Genomic DNA, 19,722 nt, shown 5'->3' with positions numbered 1-19,722 from the left:
TTCACTCCCTGGTGCGCGAATCTGCGTTGATTGCGAGGGTGCTGTCGGGCTTCGCCGCGAAGCTCAGGAACCGCCTGATCTCCGCCCAGCTCCGCGCACTAGCATCCAGCCAGCGGGTTTCCGCTGCCGGTACGAGCTGGCTCAGTGGTGGCATGCCGGCCAAGTTGAGCTCAGCCGGGGTGATCGCGATGGCCGAAGCGAACTGGCAGTGCGCGCCAGCCCATCCGGCAAGGTGACCGCCCGTGCCGAAACCGAGCACCGACAACGACTCGGCCGGCAGTCCCCGCCGCCGTACCAGGTAATCCACCGCGGCCACGACATCCGTACGGAGTCCATCCGCACTGAGCGGATGCCGCGCGTAGGAAGGCACCAGCGGCTCGGCTCGTCCTCTGCCGCCGGATTCGTAGTAATGATACGGCGCCACGGCGAGCCAACCCTCGGCTGCCAGCCACCGGCAACAACGCTCGACTTCCTCGGTCAGCCCGGCAAGGTCGTGCAGGACTACTACCCCACCGCGAACCGGTCCAGGTTGCGGTGGAACCACGAACAACGGGGCGGCGGTCTCCAGAACCTGCTTGCGACGATTCGCCGGACCATGCGAGTGGTGGTGGATGGCAGCTGTCGGGGACGTCATCGGTGGCTCCTACCTGGCGGGGGTCGCGACGGGAGGAACGAACGGTTCCGGCGGTTCAGGCAATGCCGTCACGTCAACTTCCACAATAGACGGTCCATGGTCGGCGATAGCTTTGCCGAACACTTCGGCGAATCGTTCCGGCGAGCTCACTAGTTGGTAGGGCAAGGCCAGCGAGGAGGCGAGTTTGCCAAAGTCGGGCGTGTAGAGATCCACACCCGCTCGGTGGCTCGAATGGGCGTCCTGCATATTGCGCAGCACGCCGTAACCACCATCGTTGAACAGCACGACGACCAACCATGGGCGCTGCTGGGCAAGGGTTGCCAGTTCCCCAAGGTGGACGGCGAGTCCACCGTCACCGACGAGCGCCACGGTTGGCTGAGCTGGATTGGCCACCGCCGCGCCGATCCCCATCGCCAGTCCCTGACCGATACCACCACCGAGCGGGAACAGGTTGGTCGTTGGATGGTAGATGGGTAGCAGCCGGTTACCCCACTGGCTGACCGGAATGGTCACATCCCGCGCGATCACCGCCTCGCGAGGCAGATTCTCTCGGATGGCCTGGCAGATCGGCAGGTAGGGCCCTATCGCGGCGGCAAGGTGGTCACGTACCGCGCTGCGGGTTGCCCGCACACGTGCCGGCCAACCCTCCTCTGTCCCCGGTTCCCCGAGTCGGGCCAGCAACGCGGCAAGCGCCCTCCGAGCTTCGCCGACAATGCCGGCGGCAGCGGGATAGCTCCGGCCGATCGCCTCGCGGTCCACATCGATCTGTACACAGTGCTCCGGCAGCTCGAGTTGATAGTGTTTGGTCTCATTGGACCGGAAGTGCGTTCCGACCGCGATCAACAGGTCGGATTCGGCCAACAATGGCCGCATCCGTGGATTGCTGGCGAAGTTGCCAAGCACGAGTTCGTCGTCCTCGGGGACGGTTCCCCGCCCGGCGTTACTGGTGAGAATGCCGGCACCAAGCAGCTCGGCCAGTTCGCTAATCTCGGCGCCGGCACCAGTGGCGCCACCGCCGGCCCATATCAGCGGGCGGCGAGCGTTGGTGATCAACCTGGCAACCTCGGCGACCTCGGCGTCATCGATCTCCGGGAGCGCTTGGACCACTCCCGTCGAATACGGGTCGTCGTGTGGCACGTACTGCAGATCGATCGGCCATTCAACGCTTGCCGGCCCAAACGGCGCGGTGGCTGCCCGCAGCGCGGCCTGGTGGAGAATACCGGCGGCGGCTTCGGGCGAGTGAACGGTTTCCGCGTACCGCGACACCGCGCGCAGCATGCCGAGCTGATCGCGTGTTTCGTGGATGACCCCACGGCCCTGGCCAAGGTATCGCGCATCGATCTGGCCGGTGACGTGCAGGACGCGGCTCCGTGCGGTCTGGGCTTCGATCAGTGCGCCGGCCGCGTTGCCCGCGCCGGTACCGGTGCTGGTGATGGCGACGCCAAGCCCGCCCGTGCTGCGGGCATAGCCGTCCGCGGCGTTCACCGCCGCCGCCTCGTGCCGGACCGGTACGAACTCCAGGTCCCGGTCTACCGCCTCGACAAGTGGCAGGTTGTGCACGCTCACCACACCGAACGCGGTGCCAACTCCGTGTTCGCGCATGATGCGCGCGAGCAGATCGCCGCCGTTCATCGGTCTTCTCCATTCATACGTAGCGTGCGACGCCGCCGTCCACATCGATCGCGGCGCCGGTGATATACGAGGCGCGGGGCGAGAGCAGGCACACAATCGGGTAAGCGACCTCATCCTGGTTACCGAGCCTGCCGAGGGCGATACCGCGATCGGAGGCGAGCTCCGCGGCCCATTCGGTGAACCCGTGATCCGTGTCCGCGGCTTCGTAGCGGCGGCGCCACTGCCCGGTATCCACCAGTCCAAGGCAGACCGAGTTCACCCGTGTCCCGGATCCCGCGAGCTCGACCGCAAGCGTGTTGGACAAGTTCAGCAGCGCTGCTCTCGCCGCGGACGTCGCGGCCAGCCGCGGTTCGGGTTGCCGCGCCAACACCGCGTTCACGTTCACCACCGCCGCGCTGTCTGATTTGGACAACCAGGGCAATGCGGCCCGCACTGGACGTAAGACCCCGAACAGCTTGAGTTCCAGCTCGGCCCGCCATTGCTCATCGGTGGTTTCCGTCCAGCTCGCCAGCAGTGACCGGCCGGCGTTGTTGACTACCCCATCGATCCCGCCGAACCGGTCCGCGGCCGAGGTGACGAAATCCTGTACCGCCGTTGTGTCGAGCACATCCGCGGCGAAGGTTGCCGCCCGGTCGGCGCCTGCCAGTCGCCCGACGACCTCGGTCAGCCGGCGCCCGTCCCGCGCGCAAGCCGCTACGTTCGCCCCCTCGGCCAGCAACAGTTCCGTGGTGGCAAGGCCAACCCCGGAACTAGCTCCGGTAACGAGGTAGGTACGTCCACGCAACCCCAGGTCCATCGCCTAGCCCTACCTTTCTGGTGTGTCCGTCCGCCTCAGCGGCACACGAAACCGCCGTCGACCAACAGGGTCTGGCCAGTGATGTAGCTGGCCGCGGGGGAAAGCAGAAAGCTCACCGCGCCGGTCAGGTCTTCCGGCCGCTGCGGGCGGTCGATGGCGCGGTTGTAGCGGTAGAGCTCGAACCGTTCGGCGGGAATCGCCTCGGTCGCCTCACCTTCGGTCAGTCCGGGGGCGAGGGCGTTGACGGTGATACCGTCCTTTCCGGCATCCCGGGCCATCGCCCTGGTCATCGCGACAATCGCACCTTTGGAGGTGACGTAGTGGGCCAGTCGAGGCGAGCCATAGAACGCCGCGTCCGAGGATATGTTCACGATCCGTCCCGCGCCGGATGCCGCCAGTTGCGGGTAGAGCGTGGCGGCAACGAGCCATGGGCCCCGGACGTTGACCGCCATCAGGCGGTCCCACTCCGCGACAGGGATATCCGGAAAGTACTTACCCCCAACGCCATTGGCCAGCGCGGCATTGTTGACCAGCCCGTGCAGCGGTCCGAGCTCCGCGACCTGCCGCGCGAGTTCGGCCACGGACTCGCTGCTGGCGACATTGGTATCGACCCGATGTACCTCGATGCTCTCGGCGCGTAGTTCGGCAGCGGCCGCTGCCGCCAGGTCGGCGGAGTACTCGGCCAGTACGACCGTACCGCCGGCTAAACCCACCGCGCGGGCGATCGCTAATCCGAGTCCCCGACCGGCGCCGGTGACGACAACCGTCTTACCCGCAAGATCCATTATGTACCGCCTTGGCACTGGTCAGACTCATCTACTTTGGACATAAAATCGAGAACGACCCGATTGAACTCGACTGGCCACTCCTGGTTCGCCGCATGGCCGACCCCGGGCAGGACACGCAGCCGTGCGCCGGGGATAGCCGAAGCCAGCTGGCGGCTCTCCGCCAGTCCGGTGATCTCGTCCAGCGCACCGACCAGTACCAGTGTCGGGACCGTGACCTCGGCAAGTCGCTCGGTGTGGTCGGTCTCAGCCATCGACTCGGCGGCGAACAGATAGCCGGGCAACCTGACCTTCGCCATTGTGGCCACAATGGACTCGACGAGTCGCGGGTCCGCAGTGGGCGCGGGCAGCCGTGGGCCACGCGCGCGGGCGAATCCGGCCGCCCCGAGATCGGCCAGTTCGCTCGCCCGCGCCCGCATCCCGGTTGCGGCCTGCTCGCTGCGTCCTGATCCGCGGGTTGAGCTGGCCAGGGTCAACGATCGCAACAACTCGGGGTATTCGGCTGCCAGCCGCGTCGCGATAACCCCGCCCCAGGAAACGCCAACCACGTGTGCCCTGCCCACATCGGCCAGTAATTCGGCCGCGATCTCAGCGTACCCGGCCATACCAGGAGCGGTCGTGGGATCCGCCGAAGCGCCGTAGCCGGGCGCATCCCAGGCAAACACCTGGTGTTCCCTGGCGAGCGGCCCAAGCTGTTCGTGAAAGGACGCACTCGAACCACCGATCCCGTGCAACAGCAGCACCGGGGTCCCTGAGGTTCCGGAACGCACCATGTGCACCTGATCCGTTGCCAGCCATACGGGGCTCGCCCCTCCAGTAACCGGATTCACAGCGGGAGCACCGCCCTTCCGGTCATCGACCTGATCGCGCGCAGGACGGCATGCGGCACGATGCCGCTGGTCGTCGGGGTTCGAGCGGAAGGATGGTTACGGATCTCGAACCGGTAGCTGCCAGCGGTGCCCTCGGCAGTAAGCACGTGGCTGGTGAGTTCCGCGTCAGGATCGGCGACGACGGCCGCGTCTACCAGGTCCCAGTCGCCGACGGCCAGCGCAACCGAGGCCGCGACGTTCGCCGATTTCGGGAACGCGGCGGTGACCTTGCGCGCGGGGCCGCGCAGTAACTCGATGGGTTCGGTCGTTTTGCGAAGGAGCTTGATCTGTTCCTGGTCCATCCACGGCTGCACGAGATTGCCGGCCAGCTTCGTCGTGGTCAGTCGCACCGACGACAGCCCGCCAGCACGCGCCGCGGCCGCCAACAGGTCCAGTCCGCCGATCGCACCCGTGGACAGGTACACCCGTCCGGCGTCGTAGCCAGTGAGGCGACCGAAGATCGCATCGTCGGCGAGCGCGCCGGCAGAGACCACCAGCAAATCCTTGCCTGCGGCCAGGACCCTCGACCCGAACTCGGCAAGCGCCGCCTGCCCAGCACACTCCACAACCAGATCGGCGCGATCCACGGCGCTCCCGAAGTCAAGCACCGGAAGCCCAGGTGGATCAGTCGCATCAGCATGTACGACGCCGACGAGTTCGGCGCCGGAGACTTCGCCATCGGCAAGGGCATGGGCTACAACCGCGCCAATGGCACCGCACCCGAGCACCGCGACCTTCACGACGCGGTCCTCGCCGGACGGTAGCCTGGGTCCGGTACGCCGGCCATATGTTCACGCACATCCCGAGACGGTGGCCCCGCGGTACCCCACAGGTCCGACAGTTCCGGGGTACGCCGCCATACTCGGCACAACCAGGCGTCCTCGTCCACCTGCGCCACTTCCGAGGTGTACTCGCAGACCAGCCCCGCGGGGTCGGCAAAATAGGAGAAGGTGTTACTTCCCGGGCCGTGCCGCCCCGGCCCCCATAGCGGGAGCATGTCGTGGTGTTTCAATCGGCCGATTCCCCGCATGAAATGGTCGATCGAGCCCATCTCGTAGGCGACGTGGTTGATCGAGGTCCATTCAGCCGCGTTGAACGCGATCACATGGTGGTCGGCGTTGCACCGCAGGAAGGCCATCTGGTGTTCGGACCAGTCCGAGATCCGCATCCCCAGCACCTTCGTGTAGAAGGCGCAGGCCGCGTCGATGTCCACGGTATTGAGTACCACGTGAGCCAGTTTGCGCGGCACCGCCGCCCTGCCCTCCGGGTCCTGTGGTACGACCGCCTCCAGGTTCGCGGACAGTTCGACCAACCGACCCTCGGGGTCGATCAGCTGCAGTCCGTAACCCCCGCCAACCTGTTCCAGCGGTCCCGGTTCGACCAACATCGGCACGCCGAGTGCGCTCAGCCGCCGACCAGCCTCGTCCACTTCGGCAGGAGTGGCCACCGCGAAAGCGATCTTGCCGAGTGCGTTGCGCTCCGCGTGCCGTACCTCGAGGATGTGGTGCTCCGCTCCGGTGCCGCGTAGCCAGGCGGCACCGCGTTCGGATTCCACGGTACCGAGGCCCCAGACCTGCGAGTAGAACTCGGCGGCCGAGTCGGCGGTGGGGCTGCACAGTGTCACTGACCGCAGCGCCCGCAGTCGCGCGACCGGTTCCTGTGGAGTGTCCACAAACGATTTAATGGACTGCACTTTTCTCGCCTCACAAACCTATCGGACAGCTGCGGGGGCATGGGTGGGTTTCGACTTGCTCTCCGAATCGGCAAGTTGCGTTTTTGCCGCGGAACGCAACATCCGCCGCAACCGGACTAGCGCGATATCGTGCTGGTAAAGGCCTTCCCGCTGATGCGCGTCGGCGGGCATCGCTTCGAGCATCACCCTGTCCTGCTCGAGCACCGCCCAGTGTCGTTCCTCGAGGCGCGCCTGGTACAGGAACCGCCAACTGTCCCGCTGCCAACCGGTTACCTTGCGGCAGCGCCAGAAGAAGGCGACGTGCTGATACTCGTTGATCGGTGTCGCGGTGGCCACGATGGCAAATGGCCCGCCCGGTCCAGCCGAGTCCGGATATGGGATCTCCAGACCGACCCATTGCAGCCCGTTGTCGACCCATTCCGACCAGTCGAAGTTCACTCCGTGCTGGTCGGTCTTCTCGAAGACGAAACCGTGGTCGGTTTCCCGAACCTGGAAAGCGGCCTCGCGCTTACCCGCGAACATCGAGTGCGAGTTACGGTGCAGGAACGCGCCGTGCATCGGATCCATCAGGTTGTCCAGCGAGTACAACCATGGCGCATCCCATTCGACGTAGCAGGGAAAACTGTCCCACTCCCCGCCGGCGATCGGTGTAGGCACCTTCAGCGGCAGCGGATCAGCCTGCTCGTCGTTGCCAAACCAGGCGAACACGACACCCGCATGCTCCTGCGCGGGAAAGGTCCGCAACGCGGCGCGGCCTTCGAGGGCGCAGCCTGGACTACCCGGAACGGATACCACCACCCCGTTCGCGTCAACTTGCACGCCGTGGTAATTGCAGGCGATGCGGTCACCCATGTGTACACCGAGGGACAGCCGGGCCGCCCTGTGTGGGCACCGGTCCTCCTGGACATGTACCGCCCCGGCGGTATCCCGCCACAACAGCAGTTCCTCGCCAGCTCGATCTATCCGGGTCAGCTCGCCAGCGCGTACGCGCGTTGACGGACATAGCGCGTACCACCTGTCCCGCAAACCAAGTGTTACCCGGCCGTCTACCGTGTTCAGAACTTCGGTACGTGTCATCGCGCTCACCACCGCCGCGCCAGCCTGGCCAGCTCCGCGGCGAAGCTGTCCTCGGTCCAGTCCTGCCCGCCGGCCGGGCGAACGCCGGTTTCGTTGAGTGCGACCACGACGCCAGGAAGCTCGTGTATTCCTCTGCCGTAGATCGCTTCGAGTTCGTCGGCCAGCGCATCCTCGTAGCTCGTCGGTGGTCGGCCGCGCGATTGGTGTGGTGTCAGTTCGAGTGTCATCTCCGCTCCTTTCATCAGGGCAGGTCAAGCTCCAGCTCGGCGGACTGACAGCGAGAGACGCAGAGCATCATCGTCTCGCCGGCCGACCTCTCCTGGTCGGTGAGAATGGAGTCGCGGTGTTGCGGCACGCCGCCAAGCACCTTGGTCTCGCAGGTACCGCAGATCCCTTCCCGGCACGAGGTCAGTACCTCCACTCCAGCCGACGCAAGAGAATCCACGATCGACACTCCGGGCTGGACGGTCACGCGGAGGCCGGAACCAGCACACACGACATCGAAGGCCGACTCGTCACCAGTTGCTTCGACCGGCGCCGCCGCGCGGAACCGTTCAATGTGTAATAGATCCGGATCAACCATCTGGGATTCGACCGCGGCCAGTAATGCTTCCGGGCCACAGCAGTAAACCTGGGTACCATCAGCACAGCCAGCCAAGATTGTCGCCAGGTCTGGTGGGCCGCCCTGCTCGTCATCGCAGTGTAGCCGTAGGCGCGCCCCAGCGATGCCGTGTAACTCGGACAGATAGGCCATCCCCGCGCGGGAGCGACCGCAGTACAGCATCGACCATTCAACCTCCTGCGCGGCGAGCCGCTCAGCCATCGCCTTGATCGGCGTGATACCTATCCCGCCGGCGATCAACAGGTAGGAATCCGCCGGTCGTAGCGGGAAGTTGTTCCGCGGACCGGCAACGGCGAGCTGCTCACCTACCCGCAACTGCTCGTGCACATAGGAGCTACCACCGCGGGAATCCCGCTCGCGCAACACCGCGACCGTCCACTCCGTCCGGTCCGCAGGATCGCTACACAGCGAGTAGTCCCGCGCCTGCCCATTTGGCAAGGTGATCGTGATGTGCGCCCCGGGTTCCCATTCGGGTAGTTCGCCGCCGTCCGAGGCCCGGAATCGTAGCTCGTGCACACCCTCGGCCAGCCAGCGCTGCTGGGTGAGCCATACCAGTCGATCCATCAGCCACTCCGCCGTGTACCACCCGCCGCCGGTCAGTCCCTCGTGACGCCGTGCATCGGCGAGGTCGTCGGATACGTTGGCAGCTGCGGTTTCTGGGTCCCAATGACCACGCAGAACAGCGCATCGGTGTCGCCAACATTGTGCAGGCTGCGCGGAACTCCGGCGGGAACCCGAATCAGGTCCCGGTAGCCGAGCCGGCGGCTAGCGGTCTTCGTGCCGTCCTCGACGTCATGTACGGCGACCTCGAGTGTCCCTTCGAGTACGAAGAACACCTCTTCCACGTCATGGTGGGTGTGCTCGGGGCCGATACCACCGACGGGCAGCCGCATGTTGGAGAAGGTGAAATGCTCGGAAGGCAGGATCCGATTATCGCCCTCGTGGTGACCCGTTGCCCCTGATCCGATGTAGCGGATCTGCGCCCGCCGGAACTCCTCGCCGGCCTTTGCCTGGAACGCAAGGGTATCCCAGTCCTCGTCCCGGCTTTCCCTACTGGCGATGCAGCTGTCGATCAGTGCATCCAGATCAGTGCCCGTGGCAGCTGTGGACATCGTCCCTCCTTGATTATTATCTTAGCTCTAAACTATTGATGCTTAAGGTTGTAGCATCGAGCGCGGCGGACCACAAGGCTTTCTCTGATTGGATACGCGTCGTGCTGAGGCTGAGTTAGCTAGCCATTGATCGATTTATCTTGGATGTTAACTACCAACTGGATCGGTTGACCCTGGCTTGACACATGAGAGGAAGCGACGCATGCTCCGCAGCACGGTAGCCGCGCCCGAAGTCGCAATCAGCGACGAGATTCTGGTTGGCGGTCGGTGGCGCCGGGGAACTGGTGAACTGCTTGAGCCGATAGATCCAGCGACTGGTGACCGGATCGCCGCGGTGCACGCGGCAAGCCCCGAAGATGTGCACATCGCGGTACGGCATGGCCAGGACGCTGTTGATGATCCGACATGGCGCGGCCTGGCTCCGCACCAGCGGGCAAGCTATCTGTACCGGATCGCCGCACTTATCGAGCGCGATACCGAGCAGCTGGCGCTACTGCAAACCCGCAACACGGGTAAAACCCTTGCCGAAACGCGCGCGCTGGTGGCCAGTGCCGCGGGCACTTTCCGCTTCTTCGCGGCGGCGGCGGAAACCCGCGAGGCGCGGGTAACACCGGCACGTGGGGACTACCTGAGCATGAGTACACACGAGCCGATCGGCGTAGTAGGGGCGATTACCCCATGGAACTCGCCGATCGCCAGCGACGCGCAGAAAGTCGCGCCCGCGCTGGCCGCTGGCAACGCGGTACTACTCAAACCAGCCGAGTGGACTCCCTTGGTGGCGCTCGCACTTGGTCGCATCGTCATGGAGGCGGGCATCCCGCCCGGCCTGTTCTCCGTGCTACCCGGCCCGGGCGCAACGGTCGGTGACGCGCTGGTGCGCCATCCAGGGATCGGCAAGGTCTCGTTCACCGGCGGCACCGCTACCGGTCGCACCATTGGCCGGAACGCGGCCGAGAAGATCATGCCGGTCTCGCTCGAGCTTGGTGGGAAATCGCCCAATGTCGTCTTTGCCGATGCTTCGCTCGAGCATGCCATCGCCGGCCTACTTTTCGGTATCTTCTCGTCCTCCGGGCAGAGCTGTGTCGCCGGTTCGCGCATCTTCGTCGCCGAAGTGATCTACGACCAGCTGTTGCGACGACTGGTAGCCGCGACCCGCGCACTGCGGGTTGGCCCCGGTACCGACCCGAGGACACAGGTTGGCCCTCTGGTGCACCCCGACCATCGTGACCGGGTCGCGGCGATGGTGGACGGCGCCAGGCTCGAAGGCGCCCGAGTCCACTGCGGTGGCGCGGCGCCAACCGATCCAGAACTGGGAACCGGCGCCTATTACCTTCCGACGGTGCTAGACGGTCTGGACAACTCAGCCGCGACCTGTCAGGAGGAGATCTTCGGCCCGGTCGCCGTCGTCCTGCCGTTCCACGATGAGACGGACCTCATCCAGCAGGCGAACGACACGTCGTACGGGCTTGCCTGCGGAATCTGGACCAGCGACTACCGGAAGGCCTGGCGGATCGGCAAAGCGATCCAGGCGGGGACCGTATGGGTCAACACGTACAAGCAGTTCTCGATATCGACACCGTTTTCCGGCGTCAAGGAAAGCGGGCTCGGGACCGAAAAGGGACGGGACGGAATCCTCGCCTACACCCACCAAAAGAGCATCTACATAGGACTAAACGACCAGCCACTGCCATGGGCGGAAGCATCGTCGCCAGACGAGCGGTAAGTCATTCCTCAGCCGCACTGTCCGCGGCCAGCTCGGCGAGTTCCATCGACCGTTCCAGGCGGCGCAGCAGGCCGGCGAGCTGTTGCCGCTCCGCTCCAGTCAAGCCAATCAGCATCCCCCGCTCATTCGCGAAGTGGTCATCGGCCACCTTGTCGATGAGCGCCCGGCCCTCATCGGTAAGCCGGACATGCACCACCCGCCCGTCCCCCACGTTCCGCTCACGGACCACCAGACCCTGCTCTTCCAGCCGATCGACTCGCTGTGTCAGTCCACCGGTGGTCACCAGCGTCTGCTCGGCAAGCACTCCCGCCGACAACCGGTACGGCTCGCCACTGCGACGCAGCGCACTCAACAGGTCGAAGGCACCCATGCTGATGCCGTGGCGGTCGAACAACGCGCCAATCTGCGCGTGGTACCGGCGATAACTTCGGTGCAACCTACCGAGCACCGCCAGCGCTGAGGTATCCAGTTCTGGCCGGCTGTGCCGCCACTGCTCCACGATCAAGTCAACGGCATCCGGCGAATCGCCACGACCAGCCCGAGACAACGCGGCCCCCTTCCACACATGTAACCGAACGTCGATTATCTTAGCCCGAAGGTTGTTATGCACCGAGCACCGCGGCCCTGCCGACGTTCGCCACCACCGTGTACCGCACGAGGCCGTCGTGGCTAGAAGCGGAATCGCAACAGGTGTAGCGCTTTCCGCACGGCGGGGATGCGGCGCAGCAGGCCAACCAGATTTCGATACCAACGTTCCTGGATCAGCCGGTAGTCCGCGGAGATGTCGATATGGTCGACCCGTCGCAGCCGAGGATGCCTGCGTTCCAGCTCGGCCGGGTCATCAAGCGTCCAGCCAAACATCTTGGACAGCCGGGCAAGCACGCGGCCCATACCATCGAAGATCAGCTCGCCACCCGGAAAGCGTTCGGTGACGCTTGCCAGCAGTCGGTGCACATCACTTTCCGACAGATACATCAGCAGGCCCTCGGCGATGATCAGTGTCGGCCGGTCCGAGGGGATCTCGTCCAACCATTCCGGCTCAGTGACCGATGAGGCAATCTGGCGGTAGTTGGTCCGGTCTGGATAGAACCGTTCGCGCAACTCGATGATCTCTGGAAAGTCCACGTCGTACCACTGGACCTCTGGTGGTACCGGCAGCCGGAATGCGCGGCTGTCCAGTCCACAACCGAGATGCAGCACCACCGCGGTTGGGTGTTCGGCAAGGAAATCGCGCGTCCAGCCATCGATCCGCCTGGCCCGCAGGAGGCCAATGAACCGGTCGCTGGACCGACCAACAAGGCTGAGCCGGTTGACGTTCAGCCGGTCGAGGACGCTGGCCGCCCAGTCATCGGCGACCAGTGGCCGAGGGGAACGCGCGTCGATGGCCCGGAAGTAGAGGGTATAGAGCATGGTTTTCTTCGTGCCGGATAGCGTGATCTTCGTGGTGCTCACTGCGCGGTTCCTCCCTCTGCCGCATGCCGCGCCAAGGACTCCCTGATGCGGTCCGCGTGTTCTGGCGAGACAAGTTGTTCGCTCGCTAGGAAAAGACGGGCACGGCCAATGCGATAGGCCATCTCGGCATCCAGTTCGGCACCCCCGAGCCGGCGGCAAACCTGGTCGACGAACACCGTAAGCCCCATCTGCATGGCGGCGTGCACGGCCATGACCGCCTCGGCGTCCTCGTCGGCTGGAATGGTGATGCCCAGCCCTCCGCTCGTCAGCGTCGTGCCGTACAGCTCGGTGAGCTCGTCGAACCATTCCGCTGTGGACCCATTGTCCCGCAATAGCGCCATAGCCAGATAAGGCGCGAGCCTGGCCACCGCCTGCTGCGCGGTCCCCGGCAGTGCGCCGCCCGGTGCCGCGTCGACGGCGATGACCGAGTCACGCACTTCCCGCAGCACCGCGAGAACGTGTGTGTCGCAGGCCCTGCGTAACTCGTCCTTACTGGGAAAGTGCCGTTGCACCATGCCAAGCGAGACCCCGGCCGCTTCGGCTATGCCGCGGACCGTCGCCCCCTTGAAGCCATGGGCCGTGAACTCCTCGAATGCCGCTTCGCGAATCCGCGCGCGGATGCCATCCTCGTCCATCGACGCCTACGATACATTTGTATCGGACAAGGCGCCAGTAGTCCGACACCGGCGAGCTAGGACGCCGCTTTCGCGATCCGTTCACCGGAACAACTCAGCCGCGCAACGACATCCTGCACGGTGACAAGTACAAGGCCATGCCGATCGCAGAACGCGCGCAGTTCCTGCGGCATGGCCAACCGGACCGGGCGTGACTCGCTGACGATCGGACACAGCGCGGCGGCGGTACCGGCCCCGGCCAGCCGGACGAGGTCGACGGCCGCTTCCGCGCGACCCGGACAGGCGAGCACGCCGCCGTCCCGAACACGGACTGGCACGATGTGACCGGGCCGCGTCAACTCATCCGGACCAGCCACCGGGTCAGCCAGTACGCGTATCGTTCGCGCACGGTCGCGCGCGGATATCCCAGTGCTCGTTGCCTCACTCGCATCGACCGTGACGGTAAACGCGGAGCCGGCGCCATTCGCGTGCACGTAGGCCATCGGTGGCAAGCACAACCGCGCGGCGGTCTCCGCGGTAATGGCGGTGCGCACGAAACCGGCCGTGTGGCGCACCATGAACGCGACATGGGCGGCCGTTGCCCGTTCGGCGGCGAACACCAGCTCGCCTTCCTCCGGCGCGTTGACCGGGTCAACGATGACCACCGAATACCCCTCGGCAAGCCGCTCGATCGCTCCCGACACGGAATCGAACCTGACGGCGTGCATACATGCCTCCGATCATTAGAGTGTTCAATTAGTGGACACTGTCACCATTTTACGAACACGTATCCGAAGAGTAGGAGTCTCTATCGCGCCCGGTCAAGCATCCTTGGATACCCAACGACCATGCATCGCAACGGTTCGCCCGAGAAGCGTATTGACGCCCTGGTGACTGCGGACTGAGAATGAAACATACGTTCATATAGCGAACATACTGTTCGTTAAGTGTGCAGATCGCTTCGCGGAACCTAGTTACCGACCAGAGGAGTGCTTTCGCGGTGCATGAGGAAACTGACGTCGTCGTGGTCGGCGGCGGGATCGCCGGCCTGATTACCGCTCGCGAACTCGGCAGGAACGGCGTACGCGTCACGGTTCTGGAGGCTCGTGACCGGCTCGGCGGTCGAGTGTGGACAGATCATCGGCTCGGCCGCGACTTGGAGATGGGTGGAACATGGCTGCACTGGGTTCAGCCACACGTCTGGGCGGAGGTCACCCGCTACGGGTTACCGGTCACCCGTGGTCCCCGGCCAGCGGAGGCGTACTGGTTGGCTGGTAACGAGGTCCGCAACGGTTCGCTCGAGAGCTTCATGGAACTGATCGACCCGGGTATGCGACACCTACTCGACGAGACGATGCGACACATCCCGCGACCAGATGAACCGCTGTCCGGTACGGGGCTCGAGTCGGTTGACGGTCTCAGCCTTCGCGACAAGCTCGACGAACTCGACCTTCCCGTGGACCAATACCAGGCCAACGAAGCCGCCTGGGTGGGACATGTCAACGCGCCACTCGAAGACGCCGCTTTCACCAGCGCACTGCGCTGGACCGCGGCCACCGCTGGTTCCTGGCACCTGATGCACGAAGCGTCGGCGGTGTTCCGGCTAGCGTCGGGGACCCGGTCGCTTGTCTCGGCGATCGTCGCCGAGACTGACGCGGATATTCGCACCTCCACCGAGGTCCGCCGGGTTGAGCATGATGCGACCGGTGCGGTGGTGACAACCGCGACCGGTGAGCGGATCACCGCGCGCAGGGTGGTGCTAACCCTGCCACAGAACCTGCTTGGCGATCTGACCGTCTCGCCCGAACTATGCGCCGAGAAGCTTGCCGCGGGCGCGGAAGGGACGGCGTCCAAGGGAGTGAAGGTATGGATCCGCGTTCGCGGACCGATCGAGCCGTTCTTCGCCTACTCCTCCGCCGAGCACCCACTTTCCGTTGCACGCACCGAGTTCATCGGCACTGATGACGCCGTTCTGGTGTCCTTTGGCGCCGACGCACGCAAGATCTCACCGAACGACACCGACGCCGTTCGCGCCGCGCTGCGGGTCTGGCGGGACGACCTGGAGGTTCTCGACGTCACCGGGCACGACTGGATGTCGGATCCATATTCGAAGCAAACCTGGCTGATCCAGCAACCGCGCCAGCTCACCCGTTACTTCTTAGCCCAGCAGTGTCCCGAAGGCGCCCTGTATTTCGCGGGCAGCGACTACGCGAATGTTTGGGCCGGCTTCATCGACGGCGCGGTCGAAAGTGGCTTGCGGGTCGCCAGGGAGATCCGCACGGATCTGGCGAGCAGCCGTTGATCCGCTCGACAACCGGTCACCAACTGGAAGGAACGCGATCATGACCATGTCGACTCCGACCATCGAACCAACTCATTTTCGCGACGTCATGGGCCATCTTCCCACCGGCGTGGTCGTCGTGGCAGGTCGCGAGCCGGGGACGAACAGCCCGGCTGGACTCATCGTCGGCACGTTCCAGTCGCTGTCCCTCAGCCCGCCGCTGGTGAGTTTCAGCGTGACGACAACATCGCGCAGCTGGCCAAGAATCCGCCCTTCCGGTCAGTTCAGCGCCAGTGTCCTCGCCGCCGAACAGCGGCACGTCTGCCGCGCGCTCTCGACCAGAGGGCACGACAAGTTCGCCGAGGTGGATTGGCACGAATCCACCTCCGGCGCACCGCAAATCGCCGGCGCGCATGCCTGGATCGATTGCCGTATCACGCAAGAGCTCCCTGGCGGAGATCACCTCATCGTGATCGCCGAAGTATGCCGGCTGGAAGCTGGCCACGGCGAACCACTCGTCTTCCACCGTGGACGGCTCGGCGCAATACGCGAGCGAGGCCACTGAACCGTTTCCCGTTACCGCAGGCATTTGCGACGCAGCCTTCGGTTCATGAACAGGAGCACTTGATGCTGACCAAACGCATTCGGCTGTTTGCCTTCGATTTCCACGGACCTGCCCACCTTTCGGCGGGACTGTGGCGGCACCACCAGGACAAGGGCGTAGGCTACAAGGACCTTCGGTACTGGACGGACTACGCGAAACTGCTCGAACAGGCACGGTTCGATGGCGTGTTCTTCGCCGATAACGTCGGATACCACAACGTGTACCAGGGCAGCGCGGCCGCCGCGCTCGCCGACAGCGCGCAGATACCGGCCAACGATCCATTCCTGGTCGTACCGGCCATGGCCAGCGTGACCGAGCACATTGGATTTGGGGTGACCGCGTCGACCAGCTATGAACACCCTTACGCGCTTGCCCGAAGGTTCAGCACCCTGGACCATCTCACCGATGGCAGGGTCGGCTGGAACCTGGTCACCTCCTATGCCGACAGCGCGGCACGCAATCTCGGCAATGGCGGGCTGACGCCGCACGACGAGCGCTACGACGTAGCCGCCGAACACCTCGAGGTCTGCTACAAGCTCTGGGAAGGCTCCTGGGAGGACGGCGCGGTAGTCCGCGACAAGGCTCGCGGTATCTACACCGACCCCAACCGGGTCCACGACATCAACCATTACGGGAAGTACTTCACCGTGCCGGGCTTCGCGCTGTGCGAACCGTCCCCACAGCGCACGCCGGTGATCTTTCAGGCAGGTGGCTCAACCAAGGGGCGCGCTCTCGCCGCCGCGCACGCCGAAGGCGTTTTCGTCAACGCCGTCTCCAAACCCGCGCTCAAGCGTCAGGTCGACGCGCTACGCACGCTCGCCGCAGAGCACGGCCGCGATCCGCACAGCGTGCGCGTGTTGCAGATGCTCAACGTGGTCTGCGCCCCGACCGATGAACAGGCGTGGGCGAAGTACGCACGGTACCGCGAGCTCGTGAGCTACGCCGGCGCGATGGCCAGGTACAGCGGTTGGACCGCGCTCGACATGTCCCAGTTCGCGCCAGATGTGCCGCTGCGACATGTGCGAACTGACGCCGGGCAGACCATGATCGACCTGTTTTCCAAGATGGACCCGGACAAGGAATGGACTCCCCGCGATATCGCCGAGTTCATCGGGATCGGCGGCAGCGGCCCCACCATCGTTGGCTCACCGCGAACCGTGGCCAATGAACTGATCAACTGGGTCACCGAAACGGGTATCGACGGCTTCAACCTCGGACACGCGATCAAATACCAGGATATCGCCGACTTCATTGAGCTGGTCGTCCCGGAACTTCAACGTCGCGAGGCGATGTGGACGGAATACGAAGGTAGAACGCTACGCGAGAAACTTTTCGAGCCAGGAACGGTACGACTGGGCGCGGGCCACCCCGGCAGGGCGTTCAACCGCACCGCCCGGACAGGTCAGTACTGACCAACCGGCCAACCAGGCTCGCCTACCGGCACTCCCCGCACGACTCGCCCAGCAGGGGCGTCCACAAAGTGAACACGCCTGTTAACCTGAAGGCCTGCAGTAGGCCCTCAGACCGCATGGGGCCGTGAGCGCGGGAGACGGGTACGAGATGGGCGAGGAGCCCGAGCGCACCGAGCTGACCAACAAGTCGGTGACCAAGGCGATCCGGTTGCTTCGCTCGTTAGCCGCGCAGCCCCGTACTGGCGCCACGGTCACCACCTTGGCCAAAGCCAGCGAACTGAGCAGGCCAACGGCGTTCCGGCTGCTGTACAGCCTCGAACAGGGTGGTCTCGTCGATCGGATTGGTACCAGCTACGTCCTCGGCTGGGAACTCGCCAGGCTAGGCCGGCACGCCGACCCGTATGCCGGTCTCGCCGCGCACGCGCAGCCAGTGCTGCAGGAATTGGCCGACAAGTTCAACGAGTCGGCGGCCCTGTCCATCCCGAATGCCCAGGACGGACTCGATCTCGTCGCCGAGGCAGCTGGTTCCCATGTGGTCGGCATCCTCTCCAAGAACATGGTCGGCGAGCACTACCCGATGCACGCCAGTTCCACCGGCAAGGTGGCGCTGGCCGAGCAGTCGGCGGATACGCTGCGTGCCTTGCTTCCGGAAAAGCTCGAAGCCTTCACCCCCAACACGATTACCGACCGTGCGACGCTGCTCAACGAGCTCGAACAGGTGCGCGAACAGGGTTTTGCCATCATCGATAACGAGCTCGAACCGGAGCTGCTGTCGCTGTCCCGACCGATCAGGGACAGCGCGGGAACACTCGTCGCCATCCTGACCCTCAACGGCCCGCGCACCCGGTTCGGCCGCGCACAGATCCCCGAAGCACTGCAGCAGATGCAGCAGACCGTGGACCAGCTAGTCGAACTGTTCTGGCGCGACTCCATAACCGACTAGACACGGGCGGTTATGGAGTCACGGCTCACCATCCGGACAGTGCCCCGGGCAGCTCACTCCGGTCGGTTTCGCTCCGGGATCTCAATGCTGATCTTCTTACCTTCGGAAAGGTAGAACAGGGCAACCTTGCGTAGAATCTCGTCGAAGTTGTCGAATACCTCCGGCCCCATCGGGAACTCGATCAAACCCTCGCGGGCTTTGATGAACAGCGGCCATCCCCGCTTGAGGAGGTTATCCCAGAAGAAGTGCCGTGGTATCTCAAGAAAGTCCGCAACCTCGTCGCCAAGGGTATAGCGAGTGAACGACTCGAGGACGCCCTTACTCATGATCGTTCCATCAATCCGATCGCCCATACTGGTGATCTGATCGGCGAGTTTGATGCCCTCCGGCGTAGGAGCCAGCACTGGATCAAAAACTTGTTTCGCCTGCTCCTCCGCCTCATTCCACGAGGCTGGAATGTATTCTTCCTTGATGCCCAACATATAGGCGCATACCTGCCAGGTGTGTAGGAACGCTTCGGACTCCTCGGCGGAGACCGGGATCTCCCACCTGGTCATCAACCGGTTCACGTGCGTCGGCAGACTGTGCCAGGTGACCATCATATCGGCCTGGCTGATCGGAATTTCCTCGTCCGCGGACCCTTGCCAACCCGAGGACTGCGGCAGCAGGTGGCGTATCGCCGCGTGGATCATGCGGGTCTTCAAACAGGTGACGATTATTTCGTTTTCCGGCGCATAGGGCTGGGCGTTGCAGATGTCGTAGCCAAGCTTCGCCGTCTTGGAGAGGCGGTCCCGCAGATCCCAGCCACCCAAGGAGTAGTAGACCGCACGCGCTTCTTTGGGAATCGCCGTACTGACCATGCCGCTACCGAATCCGTAGAGCGCGCCGAAGTAGAGCCCACGCTTCTTGTTGAACTCGTCAACGACGGTCAGCTTGTCCTGATCCACCCACGCCGGTAATTGCCGAGCGCTTTCCAGGAAATCCCGGATATCCGCCGGCATGCCGGGCGGCAGTGGTTGATTGTTCTTGGTCCAGCTACGCAGCAGCTCGTTGAACTTCGGTACATTGCCCTTTTCCAGCAGGTTGGCGAACAAGGGGTCCGCCACGTCGTCCCATACCCACCTCGGGTCGGCACCCTTCCCGCTGCCGGCCACCGAGCCGGCCGGCGACCAGGTCCACAGCGGACGCGCCGCGGCGGGAGCCGCCACACCCAGCGCGCCAAGCGCCCCTAATGCTCCACCTGTCGCCAGCATCTTGCGCCTGCTGAAGTCTTCCATGCCTGCCGTCCTCCACATTGAGGTTGGGAACACTGTTTCAGTTATTGGCTAGGTGCACCGCCGCTCATCAAGAACTCTTGATGAGATGATGAAACAAGCAGTGATTCAGTGTATCAATCAGAGCACAGCGTGTTGGTATTCACAAGGCCAACCCGGCAAGATGACGAGGTCGTCGTTTCAGATATGACAGGAAATC

21 protein-coding genes are annotated in these 19,722 nt (G+C 64.4%); 5 read left to right on the top strand and 16 right to left on the bottom strand.

From position 1 onward, the window contains the following. Position 1: 1 nt before the first annotated feature. From EV191_RS24930 to EV191_RS24880, 11 genes are read right to left on the bottom strand one after another with little or no spacing between them, the layout of a single operon-like run. The gene (locus EV191_RS24930) at positions 2–634 is read right to left on the bottom strand and encodes a dienelactone hydrolase family protein (RefSeq protein ID WP_132879922.1); all 633 of its coding nucleotides are present in this window, start codon (positions 632–634) and stop codon (positions 2–4) included. A 9-nt stretch (positions 635–643) separates the two neighbouring features. Further along, positions 644–2,266 (bottom strand): thiamine pyrophosphate-binding protein, encoded by a 1,623-nt coding sequence (locus EV191_RS24925; RefSeq protein ID WP_132879921.1) that lies wholly within the window; start codon positions 2,264–2,266, stop codon positions 644–646. A gap of 13 nt (positions 2,267–2,279) precedes the next feature. Beyond that, positions 2,280–3,062, bottom strand: coding sequence for an SDR family oxidoreductase (locus EV191_RS24920; RefSeq protein WP_132879919.1), 783 nt, complete (start codon positions 3,060–3,062; stop codon positions 2,280–2,282). A gap of 35 nt (positions 3,063–3,097) precedes the next feature. Further along, positions 3,098–3,847 (bottom strand): SDR family oxidoreductase, encoded by a 750-nt coding sequence (locus EV191_RS24915; RefSeq protein ID WP_132879918.1) that lies wholly within the window; start codon positions 3,845–3,847, stop codon positions 3,098–3,100. Further along, complete coding sequence (locus tag EV191_RS24910; RefSeq protein ID WP_243659212.1) at positions 3,847–4,617, bottom strand: alpha/beta fold hydrolase; 771 nt, start codon at positions 4,615–4,617, stop codon at positions 3,847–3,849. Before EV191_RS24910 ends, EV191_RS24915 begins: the two co-directional genes overlap by 1 nt. 56 nt (positions 4,618–4,673) lie before the next feature. Continuing rightward, positions 4,674–5,456, bottom strand: coding sequence for an aspartate dehydrogenase domain-containing protein (locus EV191_RS24905; RefSeq protein WP_243659211.1), 783 nt, complete (start codon positions 5,454–5,456; stop codon positions 4,674–4,676). Continuing rightward, positions 5,453–6,409 (bottom strand): VOC family protein, encoded by a 957-nt coding sequence (locus EV191_RS24900; RefSeq protein ID WP_243659210.1) that lies wholly within the window; start codon positions 6,407–6,409, stop codon positions 5,453–5,455. Before EV191_RS24900 ends, EV191_RS24905 begins: the two co-directional genes overlap by 4 nt. 18 nt (positions 6,410–6,427) lie before the next feature. Beyond that, positions 6,428–7,486, bottom strand: coding sequence for an aromatic ring-hydroxylating oxygenase subunit alpha (locus tag EV191_RS24895; protein WP_132879916.1), 1,059 nt, complete (start codon positions 7,484–7,486; stop codon positions 6,428–6,430). A 5-nt stretch (positions 7,487–7,491) separates the two neighbouring features. After that, the gene (locus EV191_RS24890; protein ID WP_132879914.1) at positions 7,492–7,713 is read right to left on the bottom strand and encodes a recombinase-like helix-turn-helix domain-containing protein; all 222 of its coding nucleotides are present in this window, start codon (positions 7,711–7,713) and stop codon (positions 7,492–7,494) included. 14 nt (positions 7,714–7,727) lie between these two features. Continuing rightward, positions 7,728–8,672, bottom strand: coding sequence for a PDR/VanB family oxidoreductase (locus EV191_RS24885; RefSeq protein WP_132879913.1), 945 nt, complete (start codon positions 8,670–8,672; stop codon positions 7,728–7,730). A 32-nt stretch (positions 8,673–8,704) separates the two neighbouring features. After that, entirely contained in the window at positions 8,705–9,220 is a 516-nt protein-coding gene (locus EV191_RS24880) for a cupin domain-containing protein (RefSeq protein WP_132879911.1), read from the bottom strand. 202 nt (positions 9,221–9,422) lie between these two features. Here EV191_RS24880 and EV191_RS24875 point away from each other — a divergent pair, with 202 nt between their 5' ends. Further along, positions 9,423–10,943 (top strand): aldehyde dehydrogenase, encoded by a 1,521-nt coding sequence (locus EV191_RS24875; protein ID WP_132879910.1) that lies wholly within the window; start codon positions 9,423–9,425, stop codon positions 10,941–10,943. A gap of 1 nt (position 10,944) precedes the next feature. Here EV191_RS24875 and EV191_RS24870 read toward each other — a convergent pair whose 3' ends face one another. The 4 genes from EV191_RS24870 to EV191_RS24855 all read right to left on the bottom strand — a co-directional run bounded on the left by EV191_RS24870 (position 10,945) and on the right by EV191_RS24855 (position 13,713). Continuing rightward, complete coding sequence (locus tag EV191_RS24870) at positions 10,945–11,490, bottom strand: MarR family winged helix-turn-helix transcriptional regulator (protein WP_132879908.1); 546 nt, start codon at positions 11,488–11,490, stop codon at positions 10,945–10,947. Positions 11,491–11,612: 122 nt separating this feature from the next. Further along, complete coding sequence (locus EV191_RS24865; RefSeq protein ID WP_165913086.1) at positions 11,613–12,395, bottom strand: class I SAM-dependent methyltransferase; 783 nt, start codon at positions 12,393–12,395, stop codon at positions 11,613–11,615. Then, positions 12,392–13,030, bottom strand: a complete 639-nt coding sequence (locus EV191_RS30860; protein WP_132879905.1) for a TetR/AcrR family transcriptional regulator — start codon at positions 13,028–13,030, stop codon at positions 12,392–12,394. The genes EV191_RS24865 and EV191_RS30860 overlap by 4 nt, the downstream gene beginning before the upstream one ends. A gap of 56 nt (positions 13,031–13,086) precedes the next feature. Further along, positions 13,087–13,713, bottom strand: coding sequence for a 3,4-dihydroxy-2-butanone-4-phosphate synthase (locus EV191_RS24855; RefSeq protein WP_165913085.1), 627 nt, complete (start codon positions 13,711–13,713; stop codon positions 13,087–13,089). Between the two features lie 245 nt (positions 13,714–13,958). On the opposite strand from EV191_RS24855, the gene EV191_RS24850 reads away from it, so the two are divergent. The 4 genes from EV191_RS24850 to EV191_RS24835 all read left to right on the top strand — a co-directional run bounded on the left by EV191_RS24850 (position 13,959) and on the right by EV191_RS24835 (position 18,249). Further along, positions 13,959–15,311 (top strand): flavin monoamine oxidase family protein, encoded by a 1,353-nt coding sequence (locus tag EV191_RS24850; RefSeq protein ID WP_279388459.1) that lies wholly within the window; start codon positions 13,959–13,961, stop codon positions 15,309–15,311. Positions 15,312–15,351: 40 nt separating this feature from the next. Next, complete coding sequence (locus EV191_RS24845; protein WP_132879902.1) at positions 15,352–15,855, top strand: flavin reductase family protein; 504 nt, start codon at positions 15,352–15,354, stop codon at positions 15,853–15,855. A gap of 62 nt (positions 15,856–15,917) precedes the next feature. Then, positions 15,918–17,306, top strand: a complete 1,389-nt coding sequence (locus EV191_RS24840) for an LLM class flavin-dependent oxidoreductase (RefSeq protein ID WP_132879900.1) — start codon at positions 15,918–15,920, stop codon at positions 17,304–17,306. Between the two features lie 124 nt (positions 17,307–17,430). Then, positions 17,431–18,249 carry an IclR family transcriptional regulator gene (locus tag EV191_RS24835; protein WP_243659208.1) on the top strand — a complete coding sequence of 273 codons (819 nt, stop codon included), beginning with the start codon at positions 17,431–17,433 and terminating at the stop codon, positions 18,247–18,249. A gap of 53 nt (positions 18,250–18,302) precedes the next feature. Here EV191_RS24835 and EV191_RS24830 read toward each other — a convergent pair whose 3' ends face one another. Beyond that, on the bottom strand, positions 18,303–19,526 hold the full coding sequence (locus EV191_RS24830) for an oxygenase MpaB family protein (protein WP_132879898.1): 1,224 nt from the start codon (positions 19,524–19,526) through the stop codon (positions 18,303–18,305). Positions 19,527–19,722: the final 196 nt, after the last annotated feature.

The organism is Tamaricihabitans halophyticus (genome assembly GCF_004340875.1).
GTDB classification, from domain to species: domain Bacteria; phylum Actinomycetota; class Actinomycetes; order Mycobacteriales; family Pseudonocardiaceae; genus Tamaricihabitans; species Tamaricihabitans halophyticus.
This window is presented reverse-complemented; position numbering and strand designations above follow the sequence as displayed.